Raw genomic sequence first — 22,670 nt, forward strand, 5'->3', positions numbered from 1 at the left:
TGTGTGCTTTTTCAGGAAGCCCTACCTAGTTGAAACAGCTTTATCCCAGTCAAAACTGTGTCTCTTACGAACTGGCAACTACAAAAGGAGGCGAAAAAAGTGAAGAGAAGACTAACAACTTCTGTGTTAGTGATGTTGTTGCTGCTCGGCGGGCTTGCGCTTGCAGTGCAGAAGGGGCCCTATCCTGATCTTGTCTATTTCAACGTTAGGATGTCCGAAGATATCGCTCTGAAAGATACTGCGGAAGGGATGACCGATATCTTCATGTGGGGTCTATCTGGTCCTCAGATCTTCGGACTCGATCAGGCCACCAGAGACAAGCTTGATTTGTATGCCGTTCCATCCGGTTCGTGGTCGCTACTGATGAACCCGATTCCCAACGAAGCGCCCTATGTAGTAGAAGTTGGGGGCAAGGAGTACTTCAATGCCTTTGCTATCAGGGATATCAGGTTTGCGATTAACGACTTGATTAACAGACAGTACCTAGTCGATGAGATTCTTGGAGGTGCAGGCACTCCGGCGTTCACTATGGCTACAACGGGACAGCCTGGAACGTACCGTTATAACCTTCTCGCAACGAAGTTTGGCTTTACAGCAGAGGGTAACGAGGCAAGAGCTTTGGAAGTAATAGAAAGCTCTATGCAGGCTGCGGCTAATCTTCCGGAAAATGTCGGAAGGCTTGTGAAGAGAGCCGATGGCTTCTGGTACTTTGACAATGAGCCCGTTACGATCAAAATCGCCATTAGAGTGGACGACCCTCAAGGCCGCCTAAAGGAAGGAGATTACATCGCCGATCAGCTGGAAAAGGCAGGACTGAAGGCTGAAAGGCTTTACTGGGACAGGATCAAATGCAGCAGCGTTGTTTACGGTGGAGATCCGGCGGAATTCACCTGGCAGATGTACACAGAAGGTTGGGGAGCAGGAGCAACAAGAGCCTTCTGGGAGCATATCGTCGCCCAGATGTACGCCCCGTGGTACGGGTACATGCCAGGTGGAATGACGGAAGGCTTCTGGAACTATCAACAGGATGAGATTGATGAGGTTACACTGAATGCCTATACCGGAAACTTCCTGACCGAGGAGGAGTACTGGGAACTGGCGCTGAGAGGTCTTGAGCTGGGTCTTGAGGAAGCAGTCAGGATATATGTTGTAAATCAGTTGGATTTCTTCGTTGCCAACTCGGCGAGACTGAAGCAGAGATTCGCTTATGGGCTTGGGGACGGTCTCAACACCTGGTCGATAAGAACTGCCGTTACAGATGACCGAACGCTATTCATAACGCAGTTCTCGGCTATGGGGTCGCTCTTCATGGATGCCTGGGACCCGATAGGGACGGACGGTTTTGACAGCGTATACTCGAATTACATAGCCGGAAACCTTTATGATTCCGCGATGTTCGAAAGTCCGGCATCAGCTATCCCCACACCTTTAAGAGCGGTACCGGTTGAAGTTGAAACCAGGGCAAGGCGTAACGAAGAGGGAGATGTAGTAGGCGACTTTGATGTTCCCGCAAATGCGATAAATTACTGCCCGTTCAACGAAGCCTGGCTGAAGGTTGGAGAAGGGAAAAAATCGATGTCTATGGCTACGTATGAGTTCAGATTCGGCAACTTACATCATGGACAACCAATTTCGGTAGTTGATTTTCTGTACGCTCAGGGCTTCCAGATGGAATGGGCCAACAAAGAGGGCGATGATGACCTCCAGTACGAGCGGGCGTATTCCTCGTCGCTTAAGAATTCGTTGGATACTATAATAGGCTGGGTATTGAACGAGGATGATACCATAACGGTGTATTTCGACTACAACTTCCCCGCGAGCAAGGAAAGAGTTGCTAGTTGGGGAGCGCCGGGTATAAGTGTCTCTGCATCGGGCCATGCGGTCGGTTGTGCATGGGAGATCGCAGAAGCAATGTCGTTGCTTGTAACTGAAGGCAGCAAGTCCGGCACTTCTTACTCAATAACTATGGATCCTGCCTTCACCGAAGTCGATGCTATTGCTCCTGCGTGTGTGAAAGACATCAGAGCTAAACTTGTCGAGATGAAGGAAAGGAAACACATTCCAAACTACATCAAGGAGTTTGTGGATGAGCAGTATGTTCTCGAGAGATACGATGCGGCGATCAAATTCATAGACAACTACGGTCATGCTTACATCAGCAACGGTCCGTTCTATCTCTCAAAGTTCGATTCAACATCTAACTTCATGGAACTAAGAGCTTTCAGAGATCCAAGCTATCCATTTGAAGACACCTACTGGATAGAGGAACTGAAGACGCTAAGACTGGAGATTGAGAGTATCGAAACCCCCGCCTTCATAGGGAAGGGTAGCGATCTTCCAGTAACGGTTCACGTCGCGGAAGTCACGTACCCGATTGACGAGGCGATTCCTGCGACAGTCGGAGAAGTAACGGTTTCTTTGATTATCGGTCAGGAAAGTGTCGAGTTCAAGGCTGTTATGGTCCAGCATGGCGTCTTCGAGTGCACGATACCGGCAAGTGTGTTTGAGAAACTCGAGTCTGGATCATACGTTATCATGGCTATTGCGGAGCTTGAAGGAGCTATCCCAGCTTCGGCTTCCACTTCGGTGGTCCTCTTCTGATAGCTTTCTGAAGAGCTATTTGAAGAGTAGTTCGCAATTTGGAGAGGTAGTGTTTTTTGCACTGCCTCTCCTTCAGTTTCTCAAGGAAACGCGGGTTCGAGAAATGAGGTGCGATGAAAGAGATTTTGCTCTGTAAGGTAGATCTCGAGAATCTTCTGCTGTCTGCAAGACGGCAGTCACTGTTGGACAAACTCAACGTCTATCGATGAATGAGAATGGGACCAGTTCATGACCGAGTGAAGATAACTCAAGAGATACCCCAGAAAATCTGGGGTCTTGTTACTTCATGAAGCATGGCTACAAGGAGAAGAACTCTTCTTAAGTCTCAAGAACTCTCTTTTGAACAGACCCGCAAATAGGGTATCGAAAGTCGTCTCAACATAAAAGAATCAGAAATCGCTCCAGTGAGATTAGTTTAGAACCTACGGTGCTTCTAGTATCCCCTAACTTTTCTCAAGAACCTTTCAACTTCTTCAGAAGGGATCTCCAGATGGCCGGGCCTTGCGCCTGAGAGATGGGTTATCTGCGCCAGAAATTCCAGTGTTTCGAGCTTGGCGTAAGCCTCTTCTATGCTTTTACCGGTAACAGTGACACCGTGATTCCTGAGAACAAAGGTTCTCGAACCCTGCTTCAGGCCTTCACCGAATACCTCTGCGAAATCGTCTGTGCCTGGCATTTTGTAGGGCAGATAAGTTATTGGAGCCAGCATGAGCGCCGTTTCGGGCAGGACGTTTACCGGGAACTCCTTCTGTTGAACGGCCATAGTCGTTGCATGAACAGGATGAGCGTGAAAAACGGATACAACTTCGTTACATTCTCTGTAAATCTTCAAGTGCATCCTGTATTCAGACGATGCTTCTCTTCTTCCTCTCACTTTGTTTCCCGCAAGATCGACCTCGACCAGATCCTCTTCCGTCAAAAAATGCTTCACCATTGTTGTAGGAGTTATCACAATATGATCTCCGATTCGAACGCTCATGTTTCCACCGGTGCTTTCCGTTAGTCTTCTGTCCCACGCAAGCTTTGAAAATAGGACCAGTTCTTCTCTCAAATCCATAATGACCTCCATTCTGTTCGATATTCTGCTCTATATATAGAATGAAATAATTATAAGTAGATTTTATTATAGCGAGTTACTTTTCGTTGCCGAGAACAGTTGCAAGTTGTCAGTTGCAGTGTGCCAAGATGACGTCAAGGACTGTCATTCGAGAGTTTAAACTTCTGAGCCTGCGCTGGAATCCACTTGTTTAGTCATCCCGTGATGATTTTGCACGGGATCTCGCCCTGAAGATCCGCTGTGCACTTAAGAACGAGAACCCGCTGATCGCTGGAAGTTCCGCTGCACGCTTAAAAGCGGAGAACCCGCTGTACGCTGCTCAAAACAGCGGTGTCCGTCAACGGGTCCACCGTCCTCCGAGAAGAGCGAGAGAGAGCCACCGCAGACCGAAATCGTAGTTAAAAACCACGAGAAGACGAGAAGCGAAAATAGGGACTGACGGGCTCCTGACGTCTGTACCGTTTTTCGCGTCCTCTCGCCCTCTCTTTCTCTCTCTTCCTCTCTCCTCTTCCCGCTCTTCCCAAGGAATGACTTAAGATCAGGATCATCAGGAGCCAAATACAGCATGCACTGCCAAGAGACAAGAAGCATAATATGATTTCTTTTTAGCTCCCTAGCTTATGGGTAATGATGAACTCTCGAGAGGGGACCAAGAGCTTTTCAAGGCTTTTGGAGATCCCGGACCCTTGCCTGCCCTCTTTGCTTTTCTCTTCTCTTTATTTAAATGGATGGTTTGACCAAAAACGAAGAACGGATCCTCGCTTTGGAACGAATAACGGGTTCTTTGTAACGAACGGAGAACATGTTTCTCTTGCTCTTTCGAACCCCCAATCACAAACCTCCGACCTCGGCCTTCGCTCTTACAACTAACAACTTGCAACTTGCAACTGATTTTTCGCTCTTTCCAACCCCCAACCTGCAATCCCTGACCTCGGCTCTCCCTTCACAGCGTTCAGCGTATCCTAGCAAGCAGCGAGCGGCTCTTTTCGGAGAACGGAGAATCGCTCAACGGCGAAGCAATCCTTTTGCTCTGTCCAATCCCCAACCCGCTATCCGCAACCTCGGTAATTTCTTCTCCCTCCTGGCGCGAAGCGTCAGCATCACCTCCCCGGATGTTCCTCCGGGCATCACTTCCTCGCGCCAGCGAGCCTCACTTCCTGCCGGAGGCAGCATCGCTTCTGAATCTTGCAACTGATTTTCGCTCTTACCAACCCCCAACCTGCAATCCCTGACCTCGGTAGTTTTTTCTCCCTCCTGGCGCGAAAGCGTCAGCATCACCTCCCCGGATGTTCCTCCGGGCATCACTTCCTCGCGCCAGCGAGCCTCACTTCCTGCCGGAGGCAGCATCACTTCTGAATCTTGCAACTGATATTCACTCTTTCCACACCCCAACCTGCAATCCCTGACCTCGGCTCTCCCTTCACAGCGTTCAGCGTATCCTAGCAAGCAGCGAGCGGCTCTTTTCGGCGAACCAGTCTCTTTTGCTCTTCCAACCTCTGACCACTGACCTCTAACCTCGGTCTATTTCAAAGATCGACAATCTTCCCTGGATTGAGCACATTGTTCGGGTCAAAGGCCTTCTTTATGCCGCGTATTAGTTCAAGCTGGGATTCATCGATTATCGATGCGAGATATTTCTTTCTCTTGATTCCTATACCATGTTCTCCGCTGATACAGCCCCCCAACTCTGTGGTTTCGTCAAAGAGCTCTTTCTCGGCCAGCGGGAGATTTCTGTCCCATTGGTCTTGAGGAAGGTTCCCCTTTATGAAGGTTACGTGCACATTTCCATCTCCTGCATGACCAAAGGAGATCATCTCAAGACCATACTTCTCGGCTATCTCTTCGGATGCTTTTATCAGTTTTGGTATACTTGCCATCGGAACGGAGACGTCTTCCATGCTGTGTATTGGGCTTATTGCAGCGAGGGCTTCAGCAATCGATTTTCTTGCCTTCCATAGTTTGTCTCTTGTATTTCTGTTGTCCGCCACGAAGGCCTCAAGACCACCGGCGGCCATAGCTGCCTCGCCTAGCTTCACATAGTCATCAAAGATTGAATCCTTGCTGTTGCCTTCTACTTCAATTATCAGATGGGCTCCGGCATCTGCGTATGGGAACTCCACATTCAGGAATCTGCAGGCTGCTTTGATAGATGAGGCGTCCATGAATTCAAGAGAAGTCGGAACAACTCCGGAGCCGCTCATTAGTTTCGGCACTGCTGATATTGCAGTATCAATATCTGGATAGGGCACGAGCAGTGCGACTGAGTACTTTGGCTTCGGAAGGAGCCTTAGGATAATTTTGGTCACTATTCCAAGAGTTCCTTCCGAACCGACCAAGAGGTGGACGAAGTCAAATCCGCTGACATCTTTGAGCCTCTTCCCGCCGAAAGTTGTCACCTCTCCTGAGGGCAGGACTACCTCAAGGCCGTAAACATGGTATCCCGTCGGTCCATATTTCATGACTTTGTTTCCTCCGGCGTTTTCCGCAACGTTGCCCCCGATCGAGGAGCTCTCGCTGCTGCAGGGATCCCCCCCGTAAACGAGGTTATGTCTGTCTGCCAGTTTCTGGATCTCTCCGGTGATAACCCCCGGCTCCAAAGTAATCATCATGTTGGCTTCGTCGAATTCAAGGATCTTGTTCATCTTTTCAAAACTCATGACAATTCCCCGGAAAGACGGAACTGCACCTCCGGATAGTCCGGTTCCTGCTCCACGCGGAGTTACTGGAATCAGATGCTCGTTTGCAAATCTCATAATCTTCGAAACCTCGGCAGTGCTCACCGGGAAAGTAATTACCTCGGGTCTCACGGCTTTCACTTCTGCCGTCTCATCTCTCGAGTATCGATCCAGAGACTCTTCGTCGTACTTCACAGGGATTTGTAAAAGCCTTTGGAGCTCTTCTATTAGGTTGGCATTAAGCTGTCCGTATTTCACTTTTTCACCTCCGACTCAAGGGCTTCTACGAGATCGTTCAAGATCTCTACGGCATCTCCTACAAGCCCGATGTCTGCGAAGTTGAATATCGCTGCGTTTCTGTCTCTGTTTATTGCAACTATGAATTCAGCAGTCTGCATTCCTGCAATGTGCTGAACGGCTCCGGAAATTCCTGCAGCGATGTAGATCTTCGGCTTGACCGTGTGACCGCTTAGTCCTACCTGGGCTTCATGTCCGACCCACTTCGAATCTACTATCTTTCTGGAAGCACCTACGGTCCCATTAATCAGCTTTGTAAGTCTGTAGATCGGTTCCATGTTCTCAACTTTTCTGAGACCCATCCCTCCCGCGATTATTACCTCTGCGTCTTGAACGCCTTTCTTTCCTTCGCCTATTGGTTTGAACTGGAGAAGCGTTGCGTTTGTCTCGATCATCTCTGGAGTAACCTCGAAGGATTCCACTTCGCCGTTTCCCATGTAGGGTTCCTTCAAGGCCGAGAATGTCTTTGGCCTGACCGTTGCCATCTGGGGCCTGTGGTTAGGGGTCTTGATCGTAGCCATTATATTGCCCCCGATTGCCGGTCTGGTTTGCAGCAGATTTCCTGTGTCCTCCTCAATATCCAGTCCGGTGCAGTCCGCAGTAAGGCCGGTCTTCAACAGCGCCGCCAGTCCGGGCATGTAGGTTCTCCCCGAAGTCGTCGCCGGGGCAAGCACGATTTCCGGCGAGAGTTTCTTGACGATCGCGGCAAGAGTCTTTGTGTAGGGCTCAAAGTTGAATCTTCCAAGACTCTTATCTATAGCCATGATAATTTTGTCGGCCCCACCGGAGAAGAGCGATGCCGTTGCATCTTCATCAAGTCGATTGTCAGAGAGGACCGCTACCGAAACGTTGAAGGGACGCTTGAGTGAAAGCTCGCGAGCCTTCCCCAGTAGTTCATATGTACTCGAATGGATTTCGCTTCCTCTTCTTTCTGCGATTACCAGAAGATCACTCATGATTCACCACCAGATATGGAAGCAGTCTCTTTTTTATCTCATCTATCCCATGTTTTAGATCGCTTCCTTCGTACATCTCTACCTTTCTTGAGAGTTTTGGGGTTCCTATCCTTACTACTCTCGTAGGTGAACCAGTCAGACCGGTCTCCGATGGATCCATTGCAAGAGAATCGTTTCCGATTCTCTCAATGGGCGCATCTTTCGCCAGTTTCTTGCCACTCAGTGTCGGAAGTCTCGGCTCGTTAACGTCTTTTGTCACCGATATTAGTGAAGGCAGAGGGAGATTCCATATCTCTTTGCCGTCCTCTACTTCGCGTTCAACGGTAATCTCGTTATCCTCGAGATCGACTATGCTGGAAACATAGGTCGCTACCGGTATGCCCAGCATGGCTCCCGTCTCGGGTCCGACCTGCCCTGTCTCGCCGTCTGTTGCCTTTTCTCCAGCAAGGATCAGGTCAAACGGACCTTCTCTTTCCGCGAATCTCGCTAGAGCCATGGCTGTGGCCCATGTATCGGCTCCCGCAAATCTTCTGTCTGTAAGGAGAACCGCCCTGTCGGCTCCCATGGCAATCGCCTCTCTTACGGCCTCTTCTGCCACAGGAGGTCCCATAGAGACCACGGTGATCGAATGATCACCTGCTTCCTTCAACCTCAAAGCGGTCTCCAGCGCATGAAGGTCAAGCGGATTAATAACTGTCCCAACTCCTTCTCTTATCATCGTCCCCGTTTCGGGATTGAGCTTAACTTCATCGGTATCCGGAACTTGTTTTAGAAGAACAAGAATCTTCAAAATGAACTCCCCCTCGAACTGTCATCTCTATTCAATATTAATACACAGGTCGATCACTTTCTCGCAGGAGAGCAGCAGGTAAACAAACTCGGCTTGAGAGATTGGTTCTGTCTGATTCGGGAAGAAGAGAATCCGTGAAACCGTTACGGTTCAAGAAAACCAAACTAATGACTGAATAAAAAGAATGAAATACCAGCATTTTGTCGGAAGTGAACAAATCGATAGAGCACAATTTTGATTATATTACTCTTAAGTTAGGTGAGAACTTTCGAGATTTGCTACTTGTCATGAATATAGCTATTACAGACGATACTCAACAGACTGCTTTTCATGAAGACTTTCTTTTTTTGTAATGATCGTGATATGATATTTGGGACCGGGGTGAATCGAAAAATGAATAAAATCGTTCTTACATTGCTTGTATCGATTCTGTTGTTTACATCAGTAATTGCAGATAAGCTCACTTTTGGCGGGGATAATGCTTATCCTCCGTATGAGTTTGTTGATAAAAACGGCGAGCCCATCGGTTTCAATGTTGATTTGATGCGTGCGGTTGCAGACTCAGCCGAACTGGATATTGAGATTGAGCTTGGTGAGTGGAACAGTGTTGTCGAAAAGCTTCAGTCGGGAGAACTTAACGGTCTATTAGGGATGGCTGTTACTCCCGAGAGACAGAAGATATATAGCTTCTCGATTCCCCACAATACCCTCCATATGGGGATATTCTATAGAAAGGGTCAAAAGGAAACGACAGTTGAAGACTTGTTCGGTAAAGAAATAGTAGTTCAGCGCAACGGAGTTATGCATGATTATCTGCTCGAGAATTCAATTACAGACAAAATCATTGCCGTTGAATCTCCGATAGAGGGACTGAAGCTTCTATCCTCAGGAAGTGGCGACTTTGGTCTTTTCGAGAAGTACCAATGTCTCTACTTTGTCAAGGAGAACAAGATCGATAATCTTGAAGTTTCGAGTACCGCGGTCTTCGACAGAGACTACGCTTTCGCAACGGCAAAAGACGACTTCGTTCTTCTCAATAAACTGAATAAGGGCCTCCTGCTTGTAAGAGAGAGCGGGGAATACGGCATGATTTTCGAGAAGTGGTTTGGCTCTGCAAACTGGTTCGAAGAGAACAAGAGGCATCTGTTGGTGGCCGCAGGAATTCTCGTTTTCTTTGCCATCGGTCTGTTTTTCCTCTGGATCTGGAATCACACTCTTAAAAGACGTGTCAAGGCAAGAACCGAGGAGCTTGAGAAGAAGGCAACTGAAAACGAGCGCCTGAGGGCCAAGATAAGAAGTCTCCATGATATTGCCTTCAAGATGGAGAGCTGCACAGAAGAAGAGGAAGTCTATGATCTCATTGTTGAAGCAGCCACCGATATTCTGAGTTTCGACTATTACAGTCTGGATGTTGTTGAAGGAGACTATCTAGTTGCCAAGAGACATTCTGGTAACATTGAGGTCAACTCTCGCGTTCCGAAGTATGAGGGGATTGCTGGAAAGACTTTGAAGACGGGGAAAACAATAATAATCGATGACGTTTCGAAGGAAATCGATGCAAGACCTTCAAGCAGTAAGATCAAGGCAGTACTTAGTGTTCCTATTGGAGATTACGGTGTTTTTCAAACGGTCACCATTGAATCGGGAAGCTTCAAACAAGAAGATGCCGAGCTTGCCGAGTTGTTGATGCTTCACGCTCTTGGAGCCTTTGAAAAGATCAAGAAAAGTAAAGAAATACGTTTCCTTGCTTTCCACGATTCGCTGACTGGCCTCTACAACAGGACCTTCTTCGATGAAGAAGTGTCCAGGGTTGACACTTCGAGAAATCTTCCGATTTCAGTCATTTTTGCGGATGTCAACGGGCTGAAGGCACTAAACGATTCCTTCGGCCATTTCTACGGCGACGACTATCTGAAGACGATATCTCGCACAATTAAGGAATCCTGCAGGCACGAGGATCTCGTCGTTCGATGGGGTGGAGATGAGTTTGTTGTCCTTCTTCTGAGAACAGACACCGAAAAGGCAGAGGAAATCGTCTCAAGGATAGAGGAAAACCTGAGCAAGGTGGGATGTTTCTCTGTGGAAGCTAGCGCCTCCTTTGGAGTTGCCACTAAGAAAGATCTTGTAACTGATTTTTATGACGTACTTAGGAATGCAGAACTTGCAATGTATTCGAAGAAAAGAGAAGTGAACAGTAAGACTGATTCCAGAGGGCCAAACTTTCCAGAAGCAATCCGCGATGATCAAGAGTGATTAAAGACGATTATGTCTTCTTTCTGACTCCAAACTTCTAATTACGAAAATTTTCTCTGTTTTTCAAATTTGTTGCGAGTTCGTTCGCTTGCTATAATTATTTTGTTTGTACGTACATGTGTACGTGCGTATGTACAGAACAACCATATAAGGAGGGTTTTGCTTATGCGTAAAGTACTTATGTTACTCGTTATGGCTTCTATCCTTTTCGGAGCCACTCTAGGTTTTGCAGTTTACGAAATTGCCTTTATAGTCAAGGCAACGGATTCTGACTTCTGGCAGTACACAATTGTGGGTGGCAAGAATGCCGAACACGATCTCCAGGGACTAGTTAACGTCACGGTCTACGGACCTCCGTCCGAAGCCGATATCGATCTTCAGATATCCATACTCGAAGATGTTGTTAACAAGAAGCCTGATGCAATAGTCATCTCTTCTACAAGTTCAGAAGCTCCTTCTCTGATTCTGGACGAAGCATACAAACAGGGAATTAAGATAATTCTCATCGACAACTTCGTCTATGATACTGGTTTCAATTCATTCCTCGCAACGAACAACGCTGTTGGTGGAGCGGCGGCAGCCGACAAGCTCGTTGAGGCTCTAAAGGCTAACAACAAGCCTCTCGACGGAAAAGTTGGTTTGATTAGCGCCATGGCTGGTGTCCAGGTTCTTACCGACAGAGACACTGGTTTCATCAACAGACTGAAGGAGATCGCACCCAATCTGACAGTTCTTCCGACGATCTATGTTGACAATGACATTTCTAGAGCAGCCAACGCAGCAGAAGACCTTTTGATAGCCCATTCCGACCTGGTTGGTTTCTTCGCTGACAACAACCACACTGGTATCGGTGTTGCGAGAGTTATCGAACAGAGAGGTCTAGAGAACCAGATAATGGCCGTTGCTTACGACTCGGATCCTCTGGAAATCGAGGCACTTGACAGCGGAGCACTTAAAGCCCTTATCGTTCAGGACCCCCATGGTATGGGATATAAGGGTGTTATGTACGCCTTCATGGCAATTCACGGCGAGCCTCTTCCCGAATACTATGACACTGGTGTCTATATCATCACCAAGGACATTCTTGAAGAGTCTATGGAGATACTTGATCCATTTTCTAGAAAGAGGTATTGATTCTTAAGTTGTTTAAATGAACACGATGGGCAGCGAAAGCTGCCCATTTTCAGAATTTTTGGCCACATGGAGGTAATTACTAGATGAAAAACGAGCTGGCTTTCAATAGAAGATTTGATAATACCTTGCTTAATCCCGAGGCTAGGTGGGAAGATATCGAGAAGTTCGTTGATGAAACGCTGAAGTACAACTTCAGAAATGTCGTTGTACCTTGGTATGCTATCCCCACGTATGTAATAGACAAAGTGCAGGGAACGGAAGTTGGGATTAACGTAGGGCCGGGGGGCTTCCCGCTCGGGATGGTTCCCACAGATATGAAGATGAGGGAAGTAGAGTACTACCTTTCCCTGGGAGAAACAGTTACTGATTTCGATATTGTGATCAATGTTTCCGCTGTGAAGTCGAATAAATGGGATCTCGTTGAGAGAGAGTTTGTAGTTCTTTCTGAGAGAGTGAAGAAAGGAAACAGAATCTGCAAGTTTATAATAGAGACCAGCAGACTCACAGAAGATGAAATTGTGAAAGTCTGTGAACTTATAGTTGATGTGCCAACAATAGATTTCGTTAAGACCGGGACTGGTTTTGGCCCAAGAGCAACGTCTTATCGCGATGTTGAACTAATAAACTCTGTCGTTGCCGGCAAGAAGAAGATCAAGGTTTCCGGTGGTGTTAGAACCCTTGAGCATGTTGAGAAGTTCATGGAGCTGGGAGCGACCGTTTTCGGCTCAAGTGCCAGTGTTTCAATTCTCAAAGAGTATGAGAAGAAATACGGGAGCTAAAGGAGTGCGATGGCATGCCTGATGAAAAGACTGTAATCGAGCTTGAAGGGATAAATAAGAGTTTCCCTGCTGTTAAGGCTCTTGACGACGTCTCCCTCTCCGTCAAGAGTGGTGAAGTAAGGGGTCTTGTAGGAGAGAACGGAGCAGGTAAATCAACTCTGATAAAGATAATTACAGGAGCTTACACGAAAGATTCGGGGACCATGATCTTCGAGGGAAGCGAAGTGACCAGGAACTCTCCTCTGATTTCCAAGGCACTCGGGATATATGCTGTCTACCAGGACGTTATGGTAACGCCCGATCTTACCGTTGCGGAGAATTTCTTTCTTGGACAGCAGCCCATGATCGGTCCATTTGTCAACTGGAGAAAGATGTACAAAGAATCCAAGGACTTTCTTGATGAAATAGGGTTGGATATAAACGTTCACAGAAACATCAGAGAGCTAAGTATAGCCGAGAGCGAAATGATAACTATTGCCAAGGCGCTATGGCAGAAATCGAAACTGGTCATTTTCGACGAACCCACGGCCGTTTTGACAAGGAACGAAACGAAAATTCTGTTCAGGATCATTAGAGATCTAAAAAAGAAGGGGACTGCGATTATCTACATTTCCCATAACCTTGAAGAGGTCTTCGACATCTGCGATACGGTGACGGTTTTGAAGGACGGAGCTACAGTTGGAACATATACCACAGAGGAACTTGAAGATGTTGAGAAACTAATCCCCCTAATGGTTGGAAGATCGATAGAAGAAATGTACTATAAGAAAGATACGGAACCCGGCGAAGAGCTTTTGAGAGTAGAGAATCTCTCCGGCGACAGATTTGAGAATATCTCTTTCAAAGTAAGGGCCGGCGAAGTGGTCGGACTTTTCGGTCTTGTCGGTGCAGGAAGAACGGAAATAGCGAGAGCTATTTTCGGAGTCGACAACCGAAGTGAAGGACGTATCCATGTAAGGGGTTCAGATGTTCCAATCAAGAATCCTAAAGATGCATTGGTACACGGAATCGGTTATCTGCCGGAAGACAGAAGAAAACAGGGGATATTCTTGCAGCAGGATGTTGATTTCAATATAAACATAATCAATTTTGACAACACTATGACGGGTCCTCTAATCAACTATCGGAAAGCACACATGCAAGCAAGAGATTATGTCGACAAACTCTCCATAAAGATCGGGAGCATATTCCAGAAAGTCTCTGAGCTGAGCGGTGGAAACCAACAAAAGGTTATTATCGCGAGATGGCTCTGCAAGAACACTGATGTACTGATATTCGATGAACCGACTGTCGGAATCGACGTTGGAACTAAGTCTGAAATCTACAAGTTGTTCGGAGAGATTCTGGCATCCGGAAAGGGAATTATTCTAATCTCTTCCTATCTTCCCGAACTAATGGGAATGTCTGACAGAATCTACGTAATTTCGAACGGAAAGATGGCAGCCGAGGTAGAAAAGAAAGACTTCTCAGAGGAGTATCTCTTGACACTGGCAATGAAGAACCTTGTTTCGAAAGAAAAGATAAAGGAGGCAGTCTGAAATGGCTAGAAAGAGGGATAGAAAGGCTTTTACCGAAAGAAACCTTCTGATAATCTTAGTTGTGATGTGGGTCTTTCTGGCCATCGCAACAAAAGGAAACTTCTCGTCATGGGCTAACATTACTAATTTGATCAGGCAGTCCTCGATAAACGGTGTTGTTGCGATAGGAATGACTTTGATTATCATCACTGGAGGTATAGATCTATCTGTTGGTTCTATAGTAGGTCTCAGCGGAATGGTATTCGCGATATTCACTTCCACAAGAGGAGAGTTCCAGTTTCCGACCTTTGTAGGAATACTTATCGCTCTTGGAATAAGTGCGTTGGTAGGGCTGATAAATGCCGTGGCGGTTCATGACGGAAAAGTGCCTGCCTTCATAGCAACGCTTGGTATGATGACGCTTGTAAGAGGCGTTGTTATGTACATCTCAAGCGGGAGAATGGTTACCGGTGTTCCTACTGAGTACAGGCAGTTTGCAGTTGCCGAATTTCTCGGGATACCGGCCCTGGCATGGACGTGGATCGTTCTTGCAGCTTTTATGATGTTTGTGTTGAAGTATACGAAATTCGGAAGGAATCTGTATGCCATAGGAAGTAACGAGGAGGCAGCCAGACTATCCGGTATCAATATCCGACTTAATATGTATTCCTTCTACATCGTTGCTGCGATTTTCAGTGCTATAGCCGGTTTGATGCTCGGAACGAGAATGGCTGCAGGAGTACCGACTGGAGGAAACGGCTACGAGCTGGACGCTATAGCCTCGGTCGTCATCGGCGGAGCCAGTCTTAGTGGTGGAGTCGGTACTGTTCTTGGTACGGCCATGGGTGCCCTGATAATCCAGACGATCAGAAATGGCGGTAATCTGCTAGGAGTAGATCCCTTCATAATGCAGATTGTCATCGGAGCGATTATCATACTAGCAGTATTCTTCGACCAGTTTGTGAAGAGTAGAAAGAAGGGCGAAGGTCTGAAGAAACTCTTAAAAAAGGCGTGATAGATAATGAAGATAAACAAGTTCTTTCATGTGGCAGTAGAAGTTCCAAATCTCGATGATGCGTTAGAGTTCTATATAGGTCTTCTCGGACTGAGACTTGTTAACAGAGAGAAGCTTCCTGAAAAGAAACTCGAAGTCGCATTTGTTGCCGGCGAGGGTTGTGAAATCGAGCTTATGTGTTATGAAGACAGCAAAGAGAGGGAGTTCGCTCCCGAATCACAGTCTCACTTTCAGCACCTCTCTTTTGTTGTGGATGACATTGAAAAGGCAATGGATTACCTGAAGAGCAACGGCATTGAACTCGAATCGCCCGATCCCATCCCGGTTTTTGACGGAAAAATCTTCTACAACACGTTCAAGGGTCCGGGCGGTGAATTGCTGGAGATCGCTGAAGAGAAGAGACCCAGATAGAATCATTAGATTGCTTGGAGGTATCAAATGAATAAAGTGACGGTATTCGGTAGCTATGTCATGGATCTCACTACCCTTTCTCCCCACATTCCCGTTGTAGGAGAGACTGTCTTTTCCGGTCCATTCAAGATGGGCCCCGGAGGCAAGGGATTCAACCAGGCTGTGGCTGCCAGAAAGGCTGGATCTGATGTCAAGTTCATGACGAAGATCGGCAAAGACTTGTTTGCTCCATTTGTCAAGAATGCATTTGACAGATTTGGAATTACTAAGGAGTATCTTCTCGAGTCGGATACTGCCGGAACCGGTGTCGCTCTGATAATAGTAGATGAGAACAACGGAAACAACGCTATTGCAGTTGCACCGGAGGCATGCAATGAGTTGACTATTGATGATGTAAAAAGGAATAGAGATATCTTCACTTCTTCCGATGTTTTTCTTACACAGTTTGAAGCAAATCTCGACGCAACTTATGAGGCGATAAAACTCGCCAGGGACTCCGGGGCAAGAGTCTTGTTAAATCCCGCACCCGTAAAGGAATTTGATCATTCGATCCTCAAATATGTCGACGTTATTATGCCAAACGAGATAGAGGCCAGCCTCATGACAGGGATTCCCCTCGACGGCATGGATTCGATAGAGGAAATAGCATCTGAATTGAAGAAGTCGGTGGACACTGTGCTCATAACTCTCGGAGGCAAGGGGGTCTACTGTCCATCGGTCAATGGAGGGCTTGTCCCCGCCTGCAAGGTGAAGACTATCGATACAACCGGAGCTGGAGATGCATTTGCCGGCGTTTTTGCGGCATATCTCTCGAGGGGAGAGGGATTGGAGAGAGCTATAGACTACGCCCGTGCCGGAGCCGCTATTTCCACGACAAGATTCGGTACGTCTCCTTCAATGCCTGAAAGGGAAGAAATCGAAGCTCTCGTTAATGAGATGATCGGGGGCGATAAGAAATGAAATACGTCATTGCATACGATCTGGGAACTACCGGGAACAAGGCGACACTCTATGGAGTGGACGGAAAACTCCTGGCGAGTTCCTTCTCAGGTTACAAGACCTATCATCCCGGTCCGAATCAGGTAGAGCAAGATCCTCTGGAATGGTGGGAGTCCGTAAAAAAAACCACCTCGGAGCTCATCGCCAGGGCTGCTGTCAATCCTGAAGAGATAGTCTCTATAAGCTTCAGCGGACAGATGATGGGAGCCATCCCTGTGGACAGGGACGGAAAGCTTCTTAGAAGAGCCATCATATGGGCCGATCAGAGAAGCGTCGAACAGTCGGAAAGGCTTGAAGACGTCGGCAACGATTTCGTCTACAGGCTTACAGGATCGAGGATAACACCAACGTACTCCGGTCCGAAGATTGCCTGGATAAAAGACAACGAACCTGAAATATACAACAAGGCACATAAATTCCTGAATGCGAAGGATTACATCGTCTCCAGATTCACCGGAGAGTTCGGGACTGACCATTCAGATGCGTCGATGACGCTTCTATTCGATATCGAGAATCTGAAGTGGTCGGAAAAACTCGTTGAGGTTCTCGGACTTGATATGGAGAAACTTCCTGCCGTGACCTCCTCAACGAATGTCGTCTCAAAGATTCTTCCGAAAGTGGCTGAGGAACTTGGACTGTCGAAGAAGACTCTAATAGTCCGCGGCGGCGGAGACGGCGCCTGCGCCTGCCTGGGAGCAGGGATTGTCAGTCCAGACGAGGCTTATCTCTATCTCGGTTCGTCGAGCTGGGTCAGCACATGCTCCACGGAACCGCTCTTCGACGAGAAGTCGAGGACATTTAACTTCGCATATCCCATTGAGGGTTTCTATTGCCCGACTGGAACAATGCAGGCCGGGGGAGCTTCGTATCACTGGGCTAAGGACGCTCTCTGTCAGCACGAAGAAGAGAAGGCAAAGGCACTTGGGCTGAGCGCCTTCACTATTATGGACGATCTTGTTGACCAGACCAGACCCGGAGCGGGAAACCTAGTCTTCCTGCCTTATTTGCTTGGGGAGAGAAGCCCGAGGTGGAACATAAATGCTAGAGGCGCCTTTATAGGACTGTCCTCGACACATAGAAAGGCCGACATGTTGAGAGCGGTACTTGAAGGAGTTGCCTTCAACCTGAAAATAGTCCTCGATATTCTCGAGACTAAGGGGAAATTCGACAAGATTCGTCTTATCGGCGGAGGAGCAAAAGGAAGGAACTGGAAACAGATTGTGGCCGATATCTTCGGTAAGACGGTTACGGTACCTGAGTATCTTGAAGAGGCAACGTCAATGGGAGCGGCCATTATTGGGGCTGTTGGAGCCGGAGAGATGACGTTCAAGGAAGCGTCTACTTTTGTGAGGGATGTTCAGTTCATCGAGTACAACCCAGAGAATCACAGGTACTACGAAAGGCTTTTCGAAGTTTTTGATAAGGCCTACGGTTCTCTCATAGAGACCTATGAAGACCTTGCCAAACTGAGACAGTATTCGAATTAGCCTATTCGTTTCTCGAGTACCGTAAAGAAGGATGTGATTTCATCATGCTTTTCAATGCAGATAGAAGAATAGCCCTTGATAGAGCAAGTCCGGTTCCACTATACTACCAGATTTATAGAATAATTTCGGATTATATGAAGGAACCAGGCGCCGTTGGAAGGAAACTTCCAACGGAAGAAGCAATGATGAAAGTCTTTGATGTCAGTAGGGCGACCGTGAGGAGAGCCTTGCAGGCTCTGGAAAGCAGCGGTCAGATCTCCAGATCCCGCGGAAAAGGGACGATAGTCACGAACAGTGCTTCGCAGGAGCAGCTTACGACCATCAGGAGTTTTACCGAACAGATGAGGCTCGAGAACCATGTGCCGATAACGAAGGTTGTTGAGGTAAAAAAAGTCAAGGCCGGTCCGGAAATGGCAAAAATCCTCCATGTCTCGGAAGACGAAGAGTTGCTTCATGTTACCAGACTGAGGGGAAATGAGTCTTATTTTCCCCTTGCTCTATTCATATCCTTTCTCACTTCTCGCTCGAACCTCACTGGAGAAGAGAACTTCGAGGGTTCACTATATGAACTTATGAGAGAAAGGGGAACGGCCGTTGTTGAAGGAGACGCGATAATCGAGGGGAGGCTCGCAGAAGGAAGAATTGCGAAACTCCTGAAGATCGAAGAAGGGGCACCGATACTATACTACGAGAGAGTCGGTTGTGCAGCCAATGGCGAACACATGGAACTGGTGCAATGCTGGTATGAGGCTACACACTACAAGTTTCGAATACATTTGACTACTAAGATTTGAAGGGAGAGATGATCATGAAGAAAAGTGGAATTCTGAATAAGGAGATATGCAATCTAATTGGTTCGATGGGTCATACCGATCTTCTTGTTGTCTCGGACTCGGGACTGCCTATTGCTTCAGACAGATACAGGATAGATGTAAGTATTGTAGGCGGAAAGCCAGGGGTCTTCGATGTTCTTGATCCTGTGCTCGAAGAGCTCGAAGTCGAGAAGGTCATCTTTTCGGAAGAGATGAAAACCGTGAGTCCCAAGTGTCTCGAAGAGACTATGAAGCATCTACCCGAAGGTATAGAAGTGGAATTCGTTCCTCATGTTGAATTCAAGGAACTGACAAATACAAAATCAAAGGGAGTAATCAGAACCGGGGAGCAGATACCTTATTCCAGTATCATTCTCGTCGGCGGGGTAACCTATTGATGATACTTCTACAGCTCGCAAACGATACCCATGTCAAGTCCGATTTCATTCGCACTGCCGAAGAAGTTGCAGATTACATAGATATCATAGAAGTCGGGACCCCTGCTATTCTTGCCCACGGCACGTCGCTGGTTCGAGAGATTAGCGATAGACTCCCCGATCATACTATTCTTGCAGATATGAAGATCGTTGACGGAGGATATGTCGAGGCGGTCATGGCTTTTGAGAATGGGGCCGATATAGTAACGGTTTTGGGATTTGCCTCTTTCAAGACGATTTCAGAGGTGAGAAGAGCGGCAGACGAATTTGGTGGAGAAATGATGCTTGATACGATCGAGATCTCCGATCTCGAATCATTTGCGGAGAAGGTATCTCCACTGTCGCCTGAGTATGTCTGCGTTCACACTTCTGCCGATCTGAGCGGTGTGGGGGAGAGCATGCATCTGCTCGAATATGCGAAAAAGATAGAAATTATAAGGAGAGTCCTTCCAGAGGCAAAGATCGCCGTTGCGGGTGGGATTTCTTCCGACAATCTCTCCCATGTCTTCCCGTTGAAGCCCAATGTAGTGATCGCGGGACGATCGATCTGGGAAGCTGAGGACCCTGCAAGAGTAGCATCGGAGATAAAGAAGAGACTGGAGAAGGGCTCATGAAATTCGAAAGCACGCTTGACATTGTTATTGACGAGATAAGATCCGTCCTTTCGGGAGTTAAGGATTCATCGATCGAAGAGCTCTCCGAAAGTATTCTAAGGGCAAGAAGAGTCTTTCTCTTTGCAATGGGCAGGTCTGGTCTGGTAATCAAGGCATTTGCGATGAGACTAATGCATTTGGGATTGAAGGTCCATGTTGTGGGGGAAGTAACTACTCCTTCTTTGGGAGAGGGAGACCTCTTAATCATCGGATCCGCTTCGGGGGAGACTCCTTCAGTGGTTCTAAACTGCAAAAAGGCTCGAAAATTAGGAGCCGCAATAGCTTCTATAACTGCCAGCAAGGAATCTACAGTGGCGGGACATAGCGACATAGTCATTACAATCCCCACGAAGACACCCAAAGTGCCCGACAGGGCTGGTGTCTCTTCGGTTCAACCGATGGGGAATCTATTCGAACAATCACTGTTGATATTGACGGATATCATCGTAATGGACTTAATGGAGAGCTTGAGCATAGATTCGGAAATGATGTTCAAGAACCACGCAAATCTCGAATAAGGGAGGTTAGAAAATTGAAGTATAAAAAAGTGGAAAAGATAGAAGAGAAACTGTCGGCACTCGGTTACGGCTGTTGGGGAATTTCCGGTCCTTCTTTCTGGGATGGAACGACCGACGAAGACTCGATCAAGACGATCCAGAGGGCGATAAGCGGAGGAATAAACTTCTTTGATGTAGCGCCAGTATACGGTCTCGGACATGCAGAGGAGGTCCTCGGAAAGGCAATGAAAGGCTCTAGGGATAAGATCTTCATTGCAACCAAGTGCGGTCTTCTCTGGGACGATCAGGGAAGAACGAGAAACTGTCTCAAACCGGAGAGCATAAGAAGAGAGATCGAAGATAGTCTCCGAAGACTCGGAACGGATCATGTAGATCTCTATCAGCTACACTGGCCCGATCCAGAGGTCGAAATCGAAGAGACAATGGAGACTATGGTCGAGCTGAAGAAAGAGGGGAAGATCAGATACATAGGGCTGTCAAACTTTTCAATTCCCGAGGCAAAAAGGGCGATGAAGGTTGGAGAGGTATGCAGCATGCAGGGTCTCTACAACATGCTCGAAAGGAATCCAAAGAGCTACCACAATATTCCGCTCGATTACAGAGTCGAAAAGGAAGTCCTTCCCTTTGTTCTGGAGAATGGAATGGCCTTTCTGCCATACAGTCCGCTCTTCCAGGGCCTCTTGGCTGGAGCGATAAGCGACAAGAAAAAGTTCAGCGAACACGATGTACGGGCAGCGAATCCGAAGCTGAATACACCTGAGTTCAACAAGTACTTCGAAGTCGTCGTAGAACTGAACAGGCTGGCGAATGAGATAGGGAAGCCTCTGAGTCATATAGCCATCAATTGGCTTATCCGAAATGAAGCGGTGACATCGGTTATAGCCGGTGCCCAGAAAGTCGAGCAGCTCGAAGAAAACCTCGGCGCTGTCGAATGGGATATGGATGACGGATTATACGAAAGGATAGAAGAGATAATCTCTAATTCCAATTTGGAGCTCTAGGGGGTGTCTATGTGAAAGCCGCGTTTGTAAAATCACCATTCAAATTCGAGATCCGTGACGTAGATCTTCCCTCTCTGAAACCGAATGACGTGTTGCTTAAGATAAAGGCCTCAGGAATCTGCGGGACAGATCTTCACACAGCTAGAACGGAAGCCAAAGACTGGCAGACTTTCGGCCACGAGATAGTCGGCATTGTGGAACAGATCGGTTCAAATGTCGAAAATGTGGAAGTCGGCCAGAGCGTACTGGTAGAGAGCGGCTCCTTTTGCGGGACATGCGAGGACTGTAGAAACGGGCGAGTCGATCTCTGCCATGACAGAGCACCTAACGTCTTTATAAGAGCCGAGAGAGAAAATCTGACCATGGGCTTTGCCGAGCAGGTAATAATCGATAAACAGAATGCGGTGCCATTCGAAGGAGTTCCGTTCGAAGAAGCTTCTCTCGTCGAGCCAATGGGAGTAGCGCTCGATCTGACATACACTGTCGATCCAAAGTTCAACGATGATGTCCTTGTCGTTGGTCTTGGTCCCATAGGTCTCATGGCCGTTCAGATAGTCAAGGCCATGGGAGCGAGAAAGGTCTTCGTTGCCAATCATTCCAGATCTAAGATAAGGATAGATGTTGCAAAGAGCTTCGGAGTGGAGGATGTCATACTCGTCGACAAAACCCCGATTGGCTCCTACAGATTTCCCAAGGGCGGCGTTGATAGAGCTCTTGTCACCGCACCTCCTTACGTAATCCCCGAAGTGCTCGATGTCATGAATTTTGGAGGAGTCGTCGGCTTCATAGGAATCGATTACGGCGAAGGCCGCTTCATAAAGTTCGATGCCAACAAGTTCCATTTCAACAAACTTCAGTTGAGAGCCTCCCACGCAGTTCCAGCTCTGTACTTCCCCAGATGCATCGATATGATAAAGAGCGGAGCTGTAAATGTGAAGCCTTTGATAACAGACACCTTCAAGCTGGAAGAAATCGGTGAGATGATGGTCAAGGCGGAAAATGAAAGAGACAAAGTAATAAAGGCAGTCATGATTGATTGAGTATAGTCTGAACGGCCCGCCAAGACGGCGGGTCTTTTTCTTTGAGATCAAAAAACCTTAGATGTCAGAGGTATGAGGAAAGAGGTCAGAAAACCAATATCCTTCTGAGAACTCCCACATTTCTTCATGCTAAAGTAGGAGGTGTCTTTCGATAAGAGAGAGACGCAAGGCGGTGAAGAACATCTGCGGACGCAATGCACTGAGGAGCATCAGTGGACGCAAGGCTGGCGAAGACCAC

General features: G+C 47.5%; 20 protein-coding genes. 15 read left to right on the plus strand and 5 right to left on the minus strand.

Annotation, left to right across the window (positions count from 1 at the left end; genetic code table 11):
* The first annotated feature begins 99 nt into the window (after positions 1–99).
* Positions 100–2,601, plus strand: a complete 2,502-nt coding sequence (locus tag V512_RS10745) for an ABC transporter substrate-binding protein (RefSeq protein ID WP_243392389.1) — start codon at positions 100–102, stop codon at positions 2,599–2,601.
* A 433-nt stretch (positions 2,602–3,034) separates the two neighbouring features.
* Here V512_RS10745 and V512_RS10750 read toward each other — a convergent pair whose 3' ends face one another.
* The 5 genes from V512_RS10750 to V512_RS10785 all read right to left on the minus strand — a co-directional run bounded on the left by V512_RS10750 (position 3,035) and on the right by V512_RS10785 (position 8,376).
* The gene (locus tag V512_RS10750; protein ID WP_099830463.1) at positions 3,035–3,658 is read right to left on the minus strand and encodes a class II aldolase/adducin family protein; all 624 of its coding nucleotides are present in this window, start codon (positions 3,656–3,658) and stop codon (positions 3,035–3,037) included.
* 1,005 nt (positions 3,659–4,663) lie between these two features.
* Positions 4,664–5,023, minus strand: a complete 360-nt coding sequence (locus V512_RS15145; RefSeq protein ID WP_243392390.1) for a hypothetical protein — start codon at positions 5,021–5,023, stop codon at positions 4,664–4,666.
* A 161-nt stretch (positions 5,024–5,184) separates the two neighbouring features.
* Entirely contained in the window at positions 5,185–6,591 is a 1,407-nt protein-coding gene (locus tag V512_RS10775; RefSeq protein WP_099830466.1) for an FAD-linked oxidase C-terminal domain-containing protein, read from the minus strand.
* On the minus strand, positions 6,588–7,586 hold the full coding sequence (locus V512_RS10780; RefSeq protein WP_099830467.1) for an electron transfer flavoprotein subunit alpha/FixB family protein: 999 nt from the start codon (positions 7,584–7,586) through the stop codon (positions 6,588–6,590). Before V512_RS10780 ends, V512_RS10775 begins: the two co-directional genes overlap by 4 nt.
* Complete coding sequence (locus tag V512_RS10785) at positions 7,579–8,376, minus strand: electron transfer flavoprotein subunit beta/FixA family protein (RefSeq protein ID WP_099830468.1); 798 nt, start codon at positions 8,374–8,376, stop codon at positions 7,579–7,581. Before V512_RS10785 ends, V512_RS10780 begins: the two co-directional genes overlap by 8 nt.
* Positions 8,377–8,769: 393 nt before the next feature.
* Between V512_RS10785 and V512_RS10790 the strand changes: the two genes are divergently transcribed.
* From V512_RS10790 to V512_RS10855, 14 genes are all read left to right on the plus strand, one after another.
* Positions 8,770–10,629: a transporter substrate-binding domain-containing protein gene (locus V512_RS10790; protein ID WP_099830469.1), complete on the plus strand. Its 1,860-nt coding sequence runs from the start codon at positions 8,770–8,772 to the stop codon at positions 10,627–10,629.
* A 165-nt stretch (positions 10,630–10,794) separates the two neighbouring features.
* The gene (locus tag V512_RS10795) at positions 10,795–11,763 is read left to right on the plus strand and encodes an ABC transporter substrate-binding protein (protein WP_099830470.1); all 969 of its coding nucleotides are present in this window, start codon (positions 10,795–10,797) and stop codon (positions 11,761–11,763) included.
* Between the two features lie 83 nt (positions 11,764–11,846).
* Positions 11,847–12,542, plus strand: a complete 696-nt coding sequence (gene deoC / locus V512_RS10800) for a deoxyribose-phosphate aldolase (protein ID WP_099830471.1) — start codon at positions 11,847–11,849, stop codon at positions 12,540–12,542.
* A gap of 14 nt (positions 12,543–12,556) precedes the next feature.
* Complete coding sequence (locus tag V512_RS10805) at positions 12,557–14,080, plus strand: sugar ABC transporter ATP-binding protein (RefSeq protein WP_099830472.1); 1,524 nt, start codon at positions 12,557–12,559, stop codon at positions 14,078–14,080.
* 1 nt (position 14,081) lies between these two features.
* A complete protein-coding gene (locus V512_RS10810; RefSeq protein WP_099830473.1) occupies positions 14,082–15,074 on the plus strand; it encodes an ABC transporter permease in 993 nt (330 codons plus the stop codon).
* Between the two features lie 6 nt (positions 15,075–15,080).
* On the plus strand, positions 15,081–15,485 hold the full coding sequence (locus V512_RS10815; RefSeq protein WP_099830474.1) for a VOC family protein: 405 nt from the start codon (positions 15,081–15,083) through the stop codon (positions 15,483–15,485).
* Positions 15,486–15,512: 27 nt separating this feature from the next.
* On the plus strand, positions 15,513–16,445 hold the full coding sequence (locus tag V512_RS10820; RefSeq protein ID WP_099830475.1) for a ribokinase: 933 nt from the start codon (positions 15,513–15,515) through the stop codon (positions 16,443–16,445).
* A complete protein-coding gene (xylB, locus tag V512_RS10825) occupies positions 16,442–17,971 on the plus strand; it encodes a xylulokinase (RefSeq protein ID WP_099830476.1) in 1,530 nt (509 codons plus the stop codon). Before V512_RS10820 ends, xylB begins: the two co-directional genes overlap by 4 nt.
* Before the next feature lie 44 nt (positions 17,972–18,015).
* On the plus strand, positions 18,016–18,765 hold the full coding sequence (locus V512_RS10830) for a GntR family transcriptional regulator (protein ID WP_099830477.1): 750 nt from the start codon (positions 18,016–18,018) through the stop codon (positions 18,763–18,765).
* A 14-nt stretch (positions 18,766–18,779) separates the two neighbouring features.
* On the plus strand, positions 18,780–19,181 hold the full coding sequence (gene rbsD, locus V512_RS10835; RefSeq protein ID WP_099830515.1) for a D-ribose pyranase: 402 nt from the start codon (positions 18,780–18,782) through the stop codon (positions 19,179–19,181).
* Positions 19,181–19,834 carry an orotidine 5'-phosphate decarboxylase / HUMPS family protein gene (locus V512_RS10840; protein WP_243392394.1) on the plus strand — a complete coding sequence of 218 codons (654 nt, stop codon included), beginning with the start codon at positions 19,181–19,183 and terminating at the stop codon, positions 19,832–19,834. The genes rbsD and V512_RS10840 overlap by 1 nt, the downstream gene beginning before the upstream one ends.
* Positions 19,831–20,391 (plus strand): 6-phospho-3-hexuloisomerase, encoded by a 561-nt coding sequence (gene hxlB, locus V512_RS10845; RefSeq protein ID WP_099830479.1) that lies wholly within the window; start codon positions 19,831–19,833, stop codon positions 20,389–20,391. The genes V512_RS10840 and hxlB overlap by 4 nt, the downstream gene beginning before the upstream one ends.
* Before the next feature lie 14 nt (positions 20,392–20,405).
* Positions 20,406–21,392 (plus strand): aldo/keto reductase, encoded by a 987-nt coding sequence (locus V512_RS10850; RefSeq protein WP_099830480.1) that lies wholly within the window; start codon positions 20,406–20,408, stop codon positions 21,390–21,392.
* 11 nt (positions 21,393–21,403) lie between these two features.
* A complete protein-coding gene (locus V512_RS10855) occupies positions 21,404–22,432 on the plus strand; it encodes an alcohol dehydrogenase catalytic domain-containing protein (RefSeq protein WP_099830481.1) in 1,029 nt (342 codons plus the stop codon).
* The last annotated feature ends 238 nt before the right edge of the window (positions 22,433–22,670 follow it).

This window comes from Mesotoga sp. Brook.08.105.5.1, assembly GCF_002752635.1.
In the GTDB taxonomy this organism is placed as follows: Bacteria; Thermotogota; Thermotogae; order Petrotogales; family Kosmotogaceae; genus Mesotoga.